Raw genomic sequence first — 14,984 nt, 5'->3', positions numbered from 1 at the left:
GATGACACCTTGATCATGGGTGGGTGGCTCGTCCGAAGCGGTGGAAAAGCCGCGCGAGGGAGTGTGATTTGCGCGTTGGAACTATGAGACAGGACCGTCCCCAGTCGACCGGACAGGCTTGTGCTGAACTGGCGGCGCAGGGTGCCCCCGTGTCCAGCCCCCGGCACCGCCCGGGAAGCGGCCTGCGAGACCGCCATCGATGAATAGCAGGATCATGCCTTCGGACCTGAGCGCCTCTTCCCGTGTCAGACGCATTGCCGAAGATCCGTTCATACGGGCCCGGACGATGTCCGTGCACACCAACCTCCCGGTCAATCTGGACGGCACCATCTATGTGACCGGCACTCACGCTGAGGCACCGGAGCCCCGGATCGGAGGGTATTTCCATGATGCATGAGATCGCCCCCGCGCTCGAGCGCCTCGCCCCCCGCTCGTCCTCCGAAATGCGCGTGGCCTTGATACACTACTGGCTGGTCGGAATGCGCGGCGGCGAGAAGGTGCTCGAAGCGCTCTGTCGCATGTTCCCTCAGGCCGATATCTACACACATGTTGTGGTTCCGGACGCGCTCTCAGAGACGCTCAGGCGGCACCGGATCAGGACGACATTCATCGCAGGCCTCCCGATGGCCGCGACGCAGTATCGGAAATACCTGCCCTTCATGCCCCGCGCCCTGGAACAGCTCGACCTCTCGGGCTACGACCTTGTGCTCTCCTCCGAGAGCGGTCCGGCCAAGGGCGTCATCGGCCCGCCCGAAGCGCCGCACCTGTGCTACTGCCATTCGCCCATGCGCTACCTCTGGGATCAATACCACACCTATCGCGACGGTGCCGGCTGGCTGACGCGACAGGTCATGCCGCATGTGGCCCATCGGCTGCGCCAATGGGATGTCACATCTGCCGCCCGCGTCGACCGGTTTGTCGCCAACTCGACCCATGTCGCCGCCCGGATCAGGAAATACTGGCGCCGGGAGGCCGGTATCGTCCACCCGCCAGTCAACGTCGAGGCGTTCGCCCCCGTCCCGCAGGCGGAACTCGGCGATTTCTATCTCTGGGCCGGCGAGCTCGCTCCCTATAAACGTCCCGACATCGTCATCGAGGCCTTTAACAGGCTCGGCCGCAAGCTCGTGGTGATCGGTGGCCCCGACAAGACCGTTGCCGCGCGACAAGCACGGGCGAAGGACAATATCGTCTTCCTCGGCCATGTTTCCTTTGACGTCCTGAAGTCGCAAATGGCGCGCTGCAAGGCTCTGCTGTTTCCCGGCGAGGAGGATTTCGGCATCACACCGGTAGAGGCGATGGCCTCCGGCCGCCCAGTCATCGCCTATGGGCGCGGCGGAGCGCTGGACACGGTGATCGACGGGGAAACCGGGCTGCTCTTCCCCGAGCAGAGCCCCGAAGGGCTGATCAGCGCGATCGAGCGCTTCGAAGCCGACGGGCTGGACCGGCCCGACACGGCGAGGCTGCTCGCCCATGCCAAACGCTTTGACGAGGCCAGCTTCCGCGCAGGCATGGAATGCGAACTGCTGAAACAGGGCGTCCGGGTGGTGCAATGATCGGGGGTGATCTCAGGATCCGGTCACTGGAACCCGCGCAGACACGCCTCGACGCGTTGCGCGCGACCCTGGGCGAGGACGAACACGCATCGCTCTCTCCCCCCCTCTGGCCCGCTGGCTTCTTCCGGCGCTGGACCCGTAGAGAAGCGTTGGTCAAGGCGCTCGGGACCGGGTTGACCGTGGAAATGGACGCACTCGATGTCTCGCTGAGCCCCGGTGCACCGGCCGAGATGAAAGCCATTCGGCTACCCAGCGCGCGCGCCGAAGACTGGTCCCTGACCCATTTCGACCTCGCGGACGGTTTCGTCGGCGCTCTGGCAACCCGCGGCCCGGCGCGGATCACCCTGCGCGATTGCACCCTGCCCCTGGTCAGACAAGATCAGACGGCCTCTTTCGAAAAACGCCTCCCCACCAGCACAATCCCGAATCCGTAAACAGTTTGTTAATACGACTCCGGGTGGTTCTTTCTCTGAAATGTGACAGATTGATATTGGGTGTGGTCCTCATTGACACAATTGAGGGCGGCTGCGAGAGCGGTCTAGAAAGTTGTATGAGAAAGCAGAACGAAACAATCTCCCCTTTCCGCTCATTGCCTAATGTTCACAGCCCATCGCCCTCTGCCGTTTCGGAAAACATGGTTAATGCCTTGCACAAAATCAGAGTGTCGAAGCGCGTGCTCAACAGTGTCCTGGAGGGGGACACACTGACGCGTTTCCCGCCTGTAATGGGGACGATCACGGCGGTGCTTCTGATGTACGAAAGCAGCTCGGAGGTCTTCCGTCAGACCCGGATCGGACATGCACATAAACGCTTTGGCAGCCTGAAACCTCGGGCGACGACCCCGGATGCGGATGCCCGCGTTCAGGAATTGCCGGAACGAGATCCGGCAGCCCGCACTCAAGACCACCAATTCCGTGCTGAGTGGGTGCGACGCCCGGTGAGGCCACGCGAGATCGATTTCACGTCAGCAACAAGCTGCAAATCCCAAACAAGAGGAACAGGCATGACAGAATTTCAAAATACCAGGCGACATGCCTGGTCATGCGAAAAAACTGCGCCCTCCCCCTCCGTCATGGGGCGAGAATTAGTCGGTGCCATGGTATAGGCAATACTCATTACACCCCAGACGCTGAGATTTAAGTGACCGTTGTGGGAATTGCAGTCAAAGGAATTTGCCCAATGAAAGCCACGACCCGCCCCGCCCAAGACAGGCCATCGCCAGAGGATGCACCGATTCCACCCGGTCCGCGTCGGCTGATCCTTGGCGTTCCAACCTCAGGTCGGCGCGAGATACTGACCGAGACCGTTCGCCATATCACCGAACAGGAGCGTCTGCCGGATCTCGTGGTCCTCGCCGTTGCGCAAGAACGGGATATCGACCGCGCCGCCCTGACCGGGTTGCCCTTTCCGATCAAGGTCGTGGTCGGTGCGCGCAGCCTGTCTGCCCGGCGCAACCGGATCCTCGAACAGATCGAATTGGCGGACATCCTGATGTTCCTCGATGACGATTTCCTGATGGCGCCGAATTACTTCGCCGAGGTGATGGCAGTGTTCGAGCGCCATCCCTATATCGTCCTGGCCACCGGGGCGGTGATAGCCGATGGGGTGGTTGGTCGCGGATACGATCATGAGACCGGCCAGCAGATCCTTGACCGGGAAGCCGTCCTGACCGCGCCGGAGCAATTGAAAGACGTCTATAACGGCTATGGCTGCAACATGGCGGTTCGCGCACGACCGATCCTGACATTCGGGCTGCGCTTCGATGAAGCCCTGCCGCTCTATTCCTGGCTGGAGGATATCGACTTCTCACGCCAGCTTGCCGATTATGGTCGTCTCGTGCGTTCCAACCTTCTGCGCGGTGTGCATCTTGGCACCAGGACCGGCCGTACGCCGGGGCGGCGGCTGGGCTACTCGCAGATCGTTAATCCCGTCTACATGCTCCGCAAGGGAACTGTCTCGACCCGCAAGATGCTGCTCCTGACCGGGCAGGTCTTCGCCTCCAACCTGGTCCATTCGATTCGCCCGCGGCAATGGATCGACAGCCGGGGACGGCTTCGCGGCAATCTCCGCGCCTTCTGGGATATACTTCGCGGAAAGATCGATCCACGGCGGGCGAGCGAGATCTAACGAGGCTCAGCGCGGCAAACGACTCGCGCCCCGAAAGCGATTGCGGGTGCGGCCCGCCATTTTGCATCCTGTCGCGCCCACACTCTCGGCTGCGTGTCGATCCCCGTTTAGCCGGCCAAGGCGTCCAGTGCTGCTTTCAGATCCAGCGCGCCGTCGTAGAGCGCACGCCCGGAGATGACGCCGGAAATTCCGATCGCGTCCCGCAACGCTTCGATATCCTTGAGCGAGGACACCCCGCCCGACGCGATGACCGGTATGGTCGTGGCGCGCGCAAGCGCCGCCGTCGCCGAGACGTTCGGGCCCTGCATCGCACCGTCGCGGTCGATATCAGTGTAGATGATCGCGGCGATGCCAGCATCTTCGAGCTGCCCGGCCAGGTCGGTCACGGTCACCTCGGTCTCCTCGGCCCAGCCGCGCGTGGCGACTTTTCCGTTGCGCGCATCGAGCCCTACGGCCACCTTGCCGGGAAAGAGCGAAGCCGCCTCGCGCACGAGGTCCGGGTTTTCGACGGCCACGGTTCCGAGGATCACCCGCGCAACCCCCTTGTCGAGCCACATCTCGATGGTTTCGATATCGCGGATGCCGCCGCCAAGCTGGACCGGCACATCCACCGCGGCCAGGATTGCCTCGACCGCGGCCGCGTTCACAGGGCGCCCGGCAAAGGCGCCGTTGAGATCAACGAGGTGCAGCCATTCGCTGCCCGCCTCGACGAACTGGCGCGCCTGCGCGGCCGGATCGTCGCCAAAGACCGTGGCCTTCTCCATGTCGCCCTTGAGCAGACGCACGCAATGGCCGTCCTTCAGGTCGATTGCGGGATAGAGGATCATGTCGTGGCCCTTTCTTCTGGTCTCGGACCGCTCTGTGCCATGTGTCGCGGGCGAATGCAAAGCGACGGGACGTCATTGTTGATCCCTCGCGTGGGGCTGCGACAGACTGCCCGGAATGTGAATGGGAGGACACCACATGAAGAAGCTCGCCCTGGCGGCGGCCTTAGTCTGTTTCGGCAGCATAGCGACCGCGGATCCGATTCTCGGCACCTGGAAGACGCAACCCGGCGATGACGGCAATTTCGCGCATGTCACCCTGACGTCCTGCGGCAGCGCGATCTGCGGCACGATTGGCAAGGCGTTCAATGGCGCGGGGAAATCCGTTTCTTCCGACACGGTCGGCAAGCGGATGGTCTGGGACATGACGGCGAGTGGTGGTGGGAAATATTCCGGAGGCAAGATCTGGGCACCGGACCGCGACAAGACCTACAAGTCGAAAATGGCGCTGTCAGGCAATTCGCTGAAAGTCTCGGGCTGTGTCGGTCCGATCTGCCGCAGCCAGACCTGGACCCGGGTGAACTAGCCGCCGCGTGCCGGGGCGGGCAGAGATTTGCCCGCTCCGGTCTACCGGTTTTCCGCCCGTTCTGTCCTGCCGGATCAGCCCGCTCGCCCGCGCGCGGCAAGGCGGGGCAGCATGGCAGAAAAGTCCTTCCCGCCCCCCTCTTCTGCTTCCACGAACTGCGCATAGAGCGCCATCGCTGCCGCCCCCAGCGGCGTGTCGGCATCCGCGGCCTCGGCGGCCTGCTGGCTCAGGCGCAGGTCCTTGAGCATGAGGGCCGCGGCGAAACCGGGCTGGTAGTCGTTATCCGCCGGCGAGGTCGGGCCAACGCCGGGCGCGGGGCAATAGGCGTTCATCGACCAGGAATAGCCCGAGGAGGTCGAGACCACGTCGAACATCTTCTGGCGGTCGAGCCCGAGCTTGTCGGCCAGCGCGAACGCCTCGCAGGTGCCGATCATCGTGATGCCGAGGATCATGTTGTTGCAGATCTTCGCCGCCTGACCGGCCCCGGCCGCACCGCAATGCACCGCCTTCTGCCCCATCACCTCGAAGAGCGGCGCGACGGTGGCAAAGGCGGCGTCGCTGCCGCCGGCCATGAAGGTCAGCGTGCCGGCCGAGGCGCCGCCAACGCCGCCCGAGACCGGCGCATCCACCGCTGAGAGCCCCGCCGCCTCCGCCGCGTCAGCCACCGCGCGGGCGCTGTCGACATCGACCGTCGAGCAATCCAGATGCACCGCCCCCGGCGCCATAGCACCGTGGATCTCTGCCGCAACCGCTCGCAGGATCTCGCCATTTGGCAGCATGGTGACGACGACATCCGCGCCACGCGCCGCCTCCATCGCGCTCTCCACAGGCGAAACGCCGTCCGGGCAGGGAGCGGCAAGGTCGAACCCCGTCACCTCATGCCCCGCCGCCGCAAGATTGGCCGCCATCGGCGCGCCCATATTTCCAAGTCCGATAAACCCGATTTTCATGCCGTCTCCTCCCCCTGTTCCGCATCCTCGAATGTCAGCGCGTCAGCGCCCAACGGCCGCAGCATCTCGCTCACCATGGAGGGCGTGATCTCCTCCAGCCCGTATTGCCAACACGGGCTGCGATCCTTGTCGATGATCGCAGCCCGAATGCCTTCGAGGAAATCCGAATTCTCCAGCGATCGGTGGGTGAAGCGATATTCAAGCCCGAGCGCCTGCCGGATGCCCGCCCCCTCGCCGAGCCGATGCGCCATTTCAACCGTACAGCCCATGGCCAGCGGGGAATTCCGCCCGAGCGCTTTCAACGTCGCACGCGTGAACTCGGTCTCCTCGCTGCGCAGCGAACGAAGGATGTCGCCCAGGGTCTCGCCGCCGAAATGCCGTTCGATCTCGTCCCGCTTGCCGTCCAACGGCCCCTCGGGCGGCGCGCTGGCGGCGGCGTCGATCCGGGTCCAGTCGCCCGTCTCCTCAAGTGTTGCGATCAGCGCCGGCCATTCGGCTTCGGGCACGAAGTAATCCGCGAACCCGGCCAAGATCGCATCCGCCGGTCCCATCCGCGTACCCGTTGTACCGAGATACTCGCCCAACCGCCCCGGCGCGCGCGCCAGCAGCAGCGAGCCGCCGACATCCGGCACCAGCCCGATGCCGCATTCGGGCATGGCGATCTGGCTGCTCTCGCAGACGACCCGGTGCGAACCGTGGCACCCGACTCCCACGCCGCCACCCATGGTGAAGCCTTGCAGGAAGCTCGCCACCGGCTTGGGAAATTCGAAGATCCGGGCATTCATCCGGTATTCGTCACGCCAGAAACGCTGACCGTACGTGTATTCGCCCGCCATCCCCGTGGAATACATCTGCGCAATGTCCCCGCCGGCGCAGAAGGCCTTCTCGCCCTCGGCGTCGATGACCAGCATGGCGACGTCGTCATCCCCGGCCCAGTCCTTCAGCGCGGCGTCGATGGCGAGGCACATCTCGTAGCTCAGCGCGTTGAGCGCCTTGGGCCGCGTCAGCGTAATCCGCCCGGTGCGGCCGACCTTGCGGATGGAGATTTCACTCATCGGTTGCTCACCATCTGCCGCGCCACGATCAGGCGCATGATCTCGTTCGTGCCTTCGAGGATCTGGTGGACGCGCAGGTCACGCACGATCTTCTCGATCCCGTAATCGGCGAGATAGCCATAACCGCCATGGAGCTGGAGGCACTGGTCGGCGACGCGGCTCCCCGTTTCGGTGACGAACTTCTTCGCCATGGCGCAGAACTTCGTCGCATCCGGCGCGCCCTGGTCGAGCTTCCAGGCGGCCTGGCGCAGGAAGGTGCGCGCGGCCTGCATCTCGATCTCCATATCCGCGAGGCGGAATTGCAGCGCCTGGAACTGGTCGATGCTCTGCCCGAACGCCTTGCGCTCGGACATGTAAAGCAGCGTCGCATCGAGTGCGGCCTGAGCGGCGCCGAGGCTGCAGGCGGAAATGTTCAGCCGTCCGCCATCGAGTCCGGCCATGGCATAGGCAAAGCCGCGCCCCTCCTCGCCGAGCAGGTTCTCCGCAGGAACCAGAACATCATCCATCTGCACGGCTCGCGTCGGCTGGCTCTTCCAGCCCATCTTGGCCTCCAACCCGCCATAGGAGAGCCCGTCCGTTCCGTCCTCGATCACCAGCGCGGAGATGCCTTTCGGGCCGTCCTGCCCGGTCCGTGCCATGACAATATAGGCGTCGGAATAACCCCCACCGGAGATGAAAGCCTTTGTGCCGGTGAGGCTGTAGCCGGCATTGCTGCGCTCCGCCTTCGTCTTCAGCGCCGCCGCGTCCGAGCCCGAGCCCGGTTCGGTCAGGCAGTAGGAGAACACTGTCTCCATGCTGAGGGCGCCGGGCAGGTAACGGGCCTTGAGCTCATCGGAGCCGAACTTGTCCAGCATCTTGCAGCACATGTTGTGGATCGACAGGAAGGCCGCCACCGAGGCGCAGGACATCGAGAGCGCCTCGAAGACCAGCGTCGCGTCCAGCCGGCTCAGCCCCGAGCCGCCTGCCTCTTCGGAGACGTAGAGCCCGCCAAAGCCCAGCTCGGCCAGTTTCGGCCAGAGATCCTTCGGAATCGTGCCCTCTTCCTCCCAGCCGGCGGCAAAGGGCGCGATGTATTCTGCGCCAAAGGCGCGGGCCATGTCGAATATGGCCACCTGTTCCTCGGTGAGCGCGAAATCCATGAGCCTCCTCCCCAAAGCTGACGGAAATTGAATATCCGTTCAATTTCCATGGGAGGGGGGTGGGAGGCAAGCAAAATTCTTCGCCCCGGACGGGAGGTCCGGGGCGAACAGGTCAGTGTGCGGGGCGGATGAAACTGCCATTGCGCAGCTCGCGGAAGGCCTGACGCAACTCCTCCTGCGTGTTCATCACGATGGGGCCATGCCAGGCAACGGGTTCGCGGATCGGAGCACCGGCGACCAACAGGAAGCGAATCCCCTCCGGTCCGGCCTGCACGACAACCTCATCGCCCTGCCCGAAGCGGATCACGGTGCGGTTGCCGGAGAGGTCGCGGATATTCACCTCTTGGCCCATCACCTCCTTCTCCAGCAACACGCCCTGCGGCGCGGCCGCGTCGGCAAAGGCCCCAGCGCCCTCGAAGACATAGGCGAAGGCCTGCCGCCGGGTATCAATCGGGAAGGTCTTGCGCCGTCCGGCAGGGACGAAGATGTCGAGATAGAGCGGGTCCGCCGCGATCCCGTCAACCGGACCGCTCTTGCCGTAAAACGCGCCGGTGATCACCTTGATCCGGGTGCCATCATCCTCCTCGATCAGTGGAATATCGGCGGCGGTCACATCCTGATAGCGCGGCGTTGTCATTTTCAGGTCGCCGGGCAGGTTGGCCCAGAGCTGGAAACCATGCATCCGCCCCGACGCGCTGCCTTCCGGCATCTCCTGATGCAGGATTCCAGAACCGGCGGTCATCCACTGGACATCGCCCGCGCCGAGCCGACCGGTATTGCCCAGGCTATCCTGATGCTCGACCGTGCCATCGAGCACATAGGTGATCGTCTCGATGCCCCGATGCGGATGCCAGGGGAATCCGGCGCTGAAATCTTCGGGGCGCTCGTTGCGGAAGTCGTCGAAGAGCAGGAACGGGTCCATCAACTCCGGCTCCTGAAAGCCAAAGGCGCGGTGCAGCTTCACGCCGGCCCCTTCCATAGTCGGAACCGCGTGGGAGATACGGTCAACAGGTCTCAGTGACATGATCTGTCTCCTTTCGCTGCGTAAGGTAGGGAGATCGAGGCTTCGCGGCAATTCGAACCATCGATATCGTAGCGCGCCGCTTTTGTGCATTTTTGCAAGAACATGATTTCACTCGCGCTCCGCGCCCGTCCCGCGTAAATCAGGCGGCATGACAGAACAGAGCATCGACCCCGACCGCATCCTCGCCACCATTTCTCCGTCAGCGCCCCGACGCATGATGGGGATCATCGTGCTCTGCACGCTGGGAGTCGCCGTGCTCTATCTCGCGATTGCCAAGCCGCCAGCGGAGTTGCATTGGCGGGTTTTCCTGCTGATCCTCGGGGCCGGCACCCTGTATCTCTCGGAATCTCTGCGACGGAACACCGAGCACGGGCTGGAGCTGACATCCGAGGTCCTGCGGGAAAGCGGTGGGCGCGTCGTAGCGCGGGTGGACAGCATCATCCGGGTGGAGCGCGGCACCTTTGCCGTCAAGCCGTCCAACGGGTTCCTGCTGCAACTGTCCGAGCCGGAGGCCGGCAATCGCTGGGCACCCGGGCTCTATTGGCGGCTCGGGCGTCGGATCGGCGTGGGCGGGATCACGGCCGCGCATGAGACCAAGGCCGTGGCGGAAATCCTTGCAGCGCTGATCGCGGCGCGCGCCGTGGCTGCACTCGAGGAGTCCGCAGCGCAGGACTGAGCGCCGGAACCGCCCCGGTTCCGTGCCGACCGGCACATCGCGGAAGTGGTCGCCGCCAGCCTCGTTCGGATCACTCGCTGTCCTGTACGGCCCCGATCGGCGGCACTGGCGCCTCGGACGGCATCTCGCAGCCCGACAGCATCCCTGCCGCGCGCACGACCTCTGCCGAGGCCGTCTGGATGGCATGATCCACAAGCGCCTCGGGATCGAACTCCACCGATTGCAGCCGCTCCCGGACAGTGTCGACACGCGTCCCAACCGAATCGAGCCGGGCCTCCATCGCACCAAGCCGCACCTGGAGCGCCTGCCCCGCCTCCGAGGTCACCGCGCCCGAAGCCTCACGGAACCCCGCCAGATCGGCCCGGAGCGCGGAGATCTCGTCCGTCATCCCCTGCACGTCATCCCGCAGCGGATCGAGGCTGACAACGCTCTGCGCGATTCCCGTCGCGACACGTTCGACCCGGTCCGACAACCGCAAGCCAAGAAAGAGACAGAGCGCAACAAGGATCAAGGTCGCATTGATCATCGCGATCAGAAGGTCGCGCAGCGCGCGCAGGAAACGGGAAGATGTCAGGGACATTGGATCACTTTGACTGAAAAGGTTCCCCCCACTCTAGCCGCTTGCGGTCGGGCTCGGGAGTGGAAAACGCCAGCCCAGAAACCTTTCGCGACAAGAGAGTTATCTTTCGATTTTGCCGCAGAAGCGTGCGAACAATGCCGCCACATGAAAGAAAACGTGTAATTCGTGCGAAATTTTATGATTTCCTGTTGCATTACTTTCATTAGACATGACGCGCGCTCCGCCCTATGCCATCTCTCAAAACGAAGAGACAGACAGGCCGGGTGGCCGGGAAGGAGCGACTGATGCGTATTGCGGTTCTTGGGGGCGACGGATTCTGCGGCTGGCCGACATCCCTGCATCTCTCCAATCTCGGCCACGAGGTCCATATCCTCGACAACCTCTCCCGCCGCTGGATCGACACCGAACTCGGCGTGCAGTCGCTCACGCCGATGGATTCGATCCAGGAGCGCTGCCGGATCTGGCGCGAAACCTCCGGAAACGAGATCTCCTTCCACCTGCTGGACCTTGCCAAGGAGTACCAACGGCTCAAGCAGTGGCTGGCCGAGATGAAGCCCGACGCGATCATCCATTTCGCCGAACAGCGCGCAGCGCCCTACTCGATGAAGTCGGACCGGCACAAGAACTACACCGTCGACAACAATGTCAGCGCCACGCACAACCTGCTGGCAGCGATGGTCGAAACCGAGATCGACGCGCATCTGGTCCATCTTGGCACGATGGGCGTCTATGGCTATTCCAGTGTCGGCGCGGCGATCCCCGAGGGCTATCTCGATGTCGAGATCACCAATCTCGAGGGTGAGAAAAAGGGGCTGGAGGTTCTCTATCCGACAAAGCCCGGCTCGGTCTATCACATGACCAAGTCGCTCGATCAGATCCAGTTCCAGTTCTATGCCCAGAATGACGGGCTGCGGATCACCGACCTGCATCAGGGCATCGTCTGGGGCACCCATACCGACCAGACCCGGCGCCATGAGCAGCTCATCAACCGTTTCGACTACGATGGCGATTACGGCACAGTCCTCAACCGCTTCCTGATCCAGGCCGCGATCAACTACCCGCTGACGGTCCACGGCACGGGCGGTCAGACCCGCGCCTTCATCCACATCCAGGACACGGTGCGCTGCATCGAGCTGGCGCTTGGCGATGCGCCGGAGCAGGGCGACCGGGTGCGGATCTTCAACCAGATGACCGAGACCCACCGCGTGCGCGACCTCGCCGCGATGGTGTCACAGATGACCGGCAGCGAAATCGCCTTCCTGCCCAATCCGCGCAAGGAAGCCGCCGAGAACGAGCTGATCGTGAAGAATGACGGCTTCCTCGCCCTCGGTCTGGACCCGATCAAGCTGGAGGCCGGGCTGCTCGACGAAATCGTTCATATCGCGGAGCGCTATGCGCACAGGGCCGACCGGAAACACGTCCCCTGCGTCTCCGCCTGGACGAAGGATATCGCGCAGCGCATTGTCCATGATCCCGAGGCCGCGCAGCTGAAATCGGTCGGCTGAGGGATGGAAGGTCTGCAGGCCAGCGCCCCGGCCAACAGCCGTCAGGCCTATGTGACACTGGTCACCAATGCCGATTACGCGCTCGGCGCGAAGGCGCTTGTTCGCTCGATCCGGGCGACAGGGACGGCGGCGGATATCGTCGTGCTCCTCACCGGCGCCGTTGAGGTACGGGACATGGCGCCGCTCGTCGCCTTTGGCGCCCGGCTGATCAAGGTGGACCTGCTGCCGACCTCCGACGCCTTCAACCAGGCCCATGCGCGCGACCGGCTGCACGGTCGCGCGCCCTTCACCAAAGGCGAAAAACCGGGTTTCCATACACCCCTGGACAATTTCGCCAAGCTCCGGCTCTGGCAGTTGGAAGACTATGACAGCGTCGTCTTCATCGATGCCGATACGCTCATGCTGCGCAGTTGCGACCGGCTCTTCGACTACCCGGAATTCTCCGCCGCACCCAATGTCTACGAGAGCCTGTCCGATTTCCACCGGCTCAATTCCGGCGTCTTCACCGCCCGCCCGAATGCGCAGACATTCGAGCGGATGCTGGCCGAGCTGGACGTGCCGGGCGCCTTCTGGCGCCGAACCGACCAGAGCTTCCTGCAACATTTCTTCCCGGACTGGCACGGGCTGCCGGTTTTCGACAACATGCTGCAATATGTCTGGTTCAACATGCCGGAGCTCTGGGACTGGTCGGCGATCCGCATCCTGCATTTCCAATACGAGAAACCGTGGCAGGCCGGCCACGCAAAGGCAGACAAGCTCGCGCCGCTGATCGCCCTCTGGGAAGCTTTCGCGAGCGACGCCCCCGTTCCGGAGATAGACAGCCTCCCGGGCCCCCTCGCATGAGGCTGGCCATCACCGGCGCAACCGGACTGGTTGGCCGTTTCATCGTCGAGGAGGCTCTTGCGGCCGGCGACCATGTCGTCACGTTGACCCGCACCCCACCCGATCATGGCGCCTTCTCCGGCCCGGTCTCCCGCCTCGCCTATGACCTCGCCGGCCCGCCGCCGCCGCTCGTCGGCTGCGACGCGCTCGTTCACTGCTCCTTTCAGCATGTGCCGGGGCTATACCGGGGCGGCGAAGGCGACGATCCGGATGGCTTCCGGCGCGCCAATCTCGACGGCAGTCTGGCGCTTTTCGAGACCGCGCGGCGCGATGGTGTCCGCCGCATCCTCTTCCTCTCCTCCCGCGCCGTTTATGGCGATTACCCGCCCGGCACGACTCTCGGCGAGGACCTCCCGCCCCGGCCGGACACGCTCTATGGCAAGATCAAGCTGGAAGCCGAACAGGCGCTTGCCGCTTTGAACGGCCCGGGCTGCGCAACGGCCAGCCTGCGCGCCACCGGGATCTACGGCCCCGCCGGTCCGGGCCAGACGCATAAATGGACCCGGCTCTTCGACGATTTCCGCGCCGGTCGCCCCATCGCGCCGCGCATCTCAACCGAGGTCCATGGCGCCGACCTTGCCGCCGCAATCCGACTTTTGCTCCTTGCGCCGGCGTCCTCGCTGGCCGGCCGCAGCTTCAACCTCTCCGACATCCTGCTCGACCGACATGACCTGCTGACGGAGGTCGCCCGCCTGACCGGCATCCGCGCTCCGCTCCCCAAGCGCGCGGATGGCGCGAAGATCTCGGCCATGTCCTGCACTCGGTTGCGAAGCCTCGGCTGGCACCCCGGAGGGCGCAGGCGTTTGAGCGAGAGCCTGCCCGGATTGCTCCAGTAAATTCGGCACGGATTTCTCCAAATCAGCACGAAGTCACGCCAACCTCGCGCTTAGCCTGATCTGGATCGCCGGGGGCTTGAACCATCCGGCCTGTGCCGGAAGGAGCCGGGAGAGATGCAATTCGGATTGAGCGAAGAGCAGGAGATGATCGTCTCCACGGTGCGGAGTTTCGTCGAGAACGAGATCTATCCGCATGAGGCAGAGGTCGAGCGCCGCGGCGAGGTGCCGCTGGAACTGGGCGAAGAGATCAAGCGCAAGACGCTCGATCTCGGCTTTTATGCCTGCAATTTCCCCGAAGAGGTTGGTGGTGCGGGACTGACGCATCTGGATTTCACCCTTGTCGAGCGAGAGCTTGGCCGCGGTTCCATGGCACTCACCCATTTCTTCGGTCGACCGCAGAATATCCTGATGGCCTGCGAGGGCGAACAGCGCGATCGATATCTCCTCCCGGCGGTGCGCGGCGAGAAGATGGATGCGCTGGCCATGACCGAACCCGATGCCGGCTCCGATGTGCGCGGGATGAAATGCACCGCCACACGAAACGGCGGCGATTGGATCGTGAACGGCTCCAAGCACTTCATTTCCGGCGCAGAACATGCGGATTTCTTCATCGTCTTCATCGCCACGGGCGTCGATGACACGCCCAAAGGTCCAAAGAAACGCATCACCTGCTTCCTCGTCGATCGCGGCACACCCGGGTTCGAGGTCCGCGCCGGCTACAACTCGGTCAGCCACAAGGGCTACAAGAACTGCATCCTGGATTTCGACGCGTGTCGCCTGCCTGACGCACAGGTGCTCGGCGAAGTCGATGGCGGTTTCGCGGTGATGAATGACTGGCTCTATGCCACGCGCCTCACAGTCGCCACCATGTCCGTCGGTCGCGCCCGCCGCTGCTTCGACTACGCGTTGAACTACGCGGCCGAGCGCAAGCAATTCGGCCAACCTATCGGCAAGTTCCAGGGGATCGGCTTCCAGATCGCCGACATGATCACCGAAATCGACGCCGCGGACTGGCTGACCCTCGCCGGTGCATGGCGCCTCGACCAGGGGCTGCCCGCCAACCGCGAAATCGCTTCGGCCAAGCTCTACGCCACCGAGATGCTCGCGCGCGTTACCGACGCCACGCTACAGATCTTCGGCGGCATGGGTCTCATGGACGATTTCCCCATCGAACGTTTCTGGCGCGACGCGCGTGTCGAACGGATCTGGGACGGAACCTCGGAGATCCAGCGCCACATCATCAGCCGCGATCTTCTTCGCCCGCTTGGAGCATAGGGCAGTGTGTCTCCGGCGGGGAGTGAGGGGCA

General features: G+C 63.9%; 15 protein-coding genes. 9 read left to right on the top strand and 6 right to left on the bottom strand.

From position 1 onward, the window contains the following. Positions 1–386: 386 nt before the first annotated feature. From R3X27_RS10555 to R3X27_RS10545, 3 genes are all read left to right on the top strand, one after another. Complete coding sequence (locus R3X27_RS10555; RefSeq protein ID WP_317708817.1) at positions 387–1,553, top strand: glycosyltransferase; 1,167 nt, start codon at positions 387–389, stop codon at positions 1,551–1,553. After that, entirely contained in the window at positions 1,550–1,987 is a 438-nt protein-coding gene (locus tag R3X27_RS10550) for a 4'-phosphopantetheinyl transferase superfamily protein (protein WP_317708816.1), read from the top strand. Before R3X27_RS10555 ends, R3X27_RS10550 begins: the two co-directional genes overlap by 4 nt. A 745-nt stretch (positions 1,988–2,732) precedes the next feature. Further along, the gene (locus R3X27_RS10545) at positions 2,733–3,680 is read left to right on the top strand and encodes a glycosyltransferase family 2 protein (protein ID WP_317708815.1); all 948 of its coding nucleotides are present in this window, start codon (positions 2,733–2,735) and stop codon (positions 3,678–3,680) included. 107 nt (positions 3,681–3,787) lie between these two features. Here R3X27_RS10545 and hisA read toward each other — a convergent pair whose 3' ends face one another. After that, the gene (gene hisA / locus R3X27_RS10540; protein ID WP_317708814.1) at positions 3,788–4,507 is read right to left on the bottom strand and encodes a 1-(5-phosphoribosyl)-5-[(5-phosphoribosylamino)methylideneamino]imidazole-4-carboxamide isomerase; all 720 of its coding nucleotides are present in this window, start codon (positions 4,505–4,507) and stop codon (positions 3,788–3,790) included. 136 nt (positions 4,508–4,643) lie between these two features. Here hisA and R3X27_RS10535 point away from each other — a divergent pair, with 136 nt between their 5' ends. Next, positions 4,644–5,030 (top strand): DUF2147 domain-containing protein, encoded by a 387-nt coding sequence (locus R3X27_RS10535; protein WP_317708813.1) that lies wholly within the window; start codon positions 4,644–4,646, stop codon positions 5,028–5,030. A 74-nt stretch (positions 5,031–5,104) separates the two neighbouring features. Here R3X27_RS10535 and mmsB read toward each other — a convergent pair whose 3' ends face one another. The 4 genes from mmsB to R3X27_RS10515 form a co-directional block, all read right to left on the bottom strand. Continuing rightward, positions 5,105–5,980: a 3-hydroxyisobutyrate dehydrogenase gene (mmsB, locus tag R3X27_RS10530; RefSeq protein ID WP_317708812.1), complete on the bottom strand. Its 876-nt coding sequence runs from the start codon at positions 5,978–5,980 to the stop codon at positions 5,105–5,107. Then, entirely contained in the window at positions 5,977–7,035 is a 1,059-nt protein-coding gene (locus R3X27_RS10525; protein WP_317708811.1) for an enoyl-CoA hydratase/isomerase family protein, read from the bottom strand. Before R3X27_RS10525 ends, mmsB begins: the two co-directional genes overlap by 4 nt. After that, positions 7,032–8,174: an acyl-CoA dehydrogenase family protein gene (locus R3X27_RS10520; protein ID WP_317708810.1), complete on the bottom strand. Its 1,143-nt coding sequence runs from the start codon at positions 8,172–8,174 to the stop codon at positions 7,032–7,034. Before R3X27_RS10520 ends, R3X27_RS10525 begins: the two co-directional genes overlap by 4 nt. A gap of 112 nt (positions 8,175–8,286) precedes the next feature. Beyond that, positions 8,287–9,198, bottom strand: coding sequence for a pirin family protein (locus tag R3X27_RS10515; RefSeq protein WP_317708809.1), 912 nt, complete (start codon positions 9,196–9,198; stop codon positions 8,287–8,289). A gap of 148 nt (positions 9,199–9,346) precedes the next feature. Between R3X27_RS10515 and R3X27_RS10510 the strand changes: the two genes are divergently transcribed. Then, positions 9,347–9,874: a hypothetical protein gene (locus tag R3X27_RS10510; protein ID WP_317708808.1), complete on the top strand. Its 528-nt coding sequence runs from the start codon at positions 9,347–9,349 to the stop codon at positions 9,872–9,874. A gap of 70 nt (positions 9,875–9,944) precedes the next feature. On the opposite strand, the gene R3X27_RS10505 is transcribed toward R3X27_RS10510, so the two are convergent. Then, positions 9,945–10,454 (bottom strand): hypothetical protein, encoded by a 510-nt coding sequence (locus tag R3X27_RS10505; RefSeq protein WP_317708807.1) that lies wholly within the window; start codon positions 10,452–10,454, stop codon positions 9,945–9,947. Between the two features lie 284 nt (positions 10,455–10,738). On the opposite strand from R3X27_RS10505, the gene R3X27_RS10500 reads away from it, so the two are divergent. From R3X27_RS10500 to R3X27_RS10485, 4 genes are all read left to right on the top strand, one after another. After that, positions 10,739–11,959 (top strand): NAD-dependent epimerase/dehydratase family protein, encoded by a 1,221-nt coding sequence (locus tag R3X27_RS10500; protein WP_317708806.1) that lies wholly within the window; start codon positions 10,739–10,741, stop codon positions 11,957–11,959. Positions 11,960–11,962: 3 nt separating this feature from the next. Next, on the top strand, positions 11,963–12,802 hold the full coding sequence (locus R3X27_RS10495) for a glycosyltransferase (RefSeq protein ID WP_317708805.1): 840 nt from the start codon (positions 11,963–11,965) through the stop codon (positions 12,800–12,802). Further along, positions 12,799–13,677, top strand: a complete 879-nt coding sequence (locus R3X27_RS10490) for an NAD(P)-dependent oxidoreductase (protein ID WP_317708804.1) — start codon at positions 12,799–12,801, stop codon at positions 13,675–13,677. The genes R3X27_RS10495 and R3X27_RS10490 overlap by 4 nt, the downstream gene beginning before the upstream one ends. A gap of 114 nt (positions 13,678–13,791) precedes the next feature. Next, positions 13,792–14,952: an acyl-CoA dehydrogenase family protein gene (locus tag R3X27_RS10485; protein WP_317708803.1), complete on the top strand. Its 1,161-nt coding sequence runs from the start codon at positions 13,792–13,794 to the stop codon at positions 14,950–14,952. Positions 14,953–14,984 lie beyond the last annotated feature (32 nt).

This window comes from Tropicimonas sp. TH_r6 (assembly GCF_033101155.1).
In the GTDB taxonomy this organism is placed as follows: Bacteria; Pseudomonadota; Alphaproteobacteria; order Rhodobacterales; family Rhodobacteraceae; genus Tropicimonas.
The sequence above is the reverse complement of the archived record's forward strand: the minus strand, read 5'-3'. Positions and strand labels throughout refer to the sequence as shown.

Coding starts and splice junctions, on each gene's coding strand:
- hisA (WP_317708814.1), bottom strand. CDS start 4,507: ATGATCCTCTATCCCGCAATCGACCTGAAGGACGGCCATTGCGTGCGT.
- R3X27_RS10520 (WP_317708810.1), bottom strand. CDS start 8,174: ATGGATTTCGCGCTCACCGAGGAACAGGTGGCCATATTCGACATGGCC.
- R3X27_RS10555 (WP_317708817.1), top strand. CDS start 387: ATGATGCATGAGATCGCCCCCGCGCTCGAGCGCCTCGCCCCCCGCTCG.
- R3X27_RS10495 (WP_317708805.1), top strand. CDS start 11,963: ATGGAAGGTCTGCAGGCCAGCGCCCCGGCCAACAGCCGTCAGGCCTAT.
- R3X27_RS10490 (WP_317708804.1), top strand. CDS start 12,799: ATGAGGCTGGCCATCACCGGCGCAACCGGACTGGTTGGCCGTTTCATC.
- R3X27_RS10500 (WP_317708806.1), top strand. CDS start 10,739: ATGCGTATTGCGGTTCTTGGGGGCGACGGATTCTGCGGCTGGCCGACA.
- R3X27_RS10505 (WP_317708807.1), bottom strand. CDS start 10,454: ATGTCCCTGACATCTTCCCGTTTCCTGCGCGCGCTGCGCGACCTTCTG.
- R3X27_RS10525 (WP_317708811.1), bottom strand. CDS start 7,035: ATGAGTGAAATCTCCATCCGCAAGGTCGGCCGCACCGGGCGGATTACG.
- R3X27_RS10510 (WP_317708808.1), top strand. CDS start 9,347: ATGACAGAACAGAGCATCGACCCCGACCGCATCCTCGCCACCATTTCT.
- R3X27_RS10535 (WP_317708813.1), top strand. CDS start 4,644: ATGAAGAAGCTCGCCCTGGCGGCGGCCTTAGTCTGTTTCGGCAGCATA.
- R3X27_RS10550 (WP_317708816.1), top strand. CDS start 1,550: ATGATCGGGGGTGATCTCAGGATCCGGTCACTGGAACCCGCGCAGACA.
- R3X27_RS10515 (WP_317708809.1), bottom strand. CDS start 9,198: ATGTCACTGAGACCTGTTGACCGTATCTCCCACGCGGTTCCGACTATG.
- mmsB (WP_317708812.1), bottom strand. CDS start 5,980: ATGAAAATCGGGTTTATCGGACTTGGAAATATGGGCGCGCCGATGGCG.
- R3X27_RS10545 (WP_317708815.1), top strand. CDS start 2,733: ATGAAAGCCACGACCCGCCCCGCCCAAGACAGGCCATCGCCAGAGGAT.
- R3X27_RS10485 (WP_317708803.1), top strand. CDS start 13,792: ATGCAATTCGGATTGAGCGAAGAGCAGGAGATGATCGTCTCCACGGTG.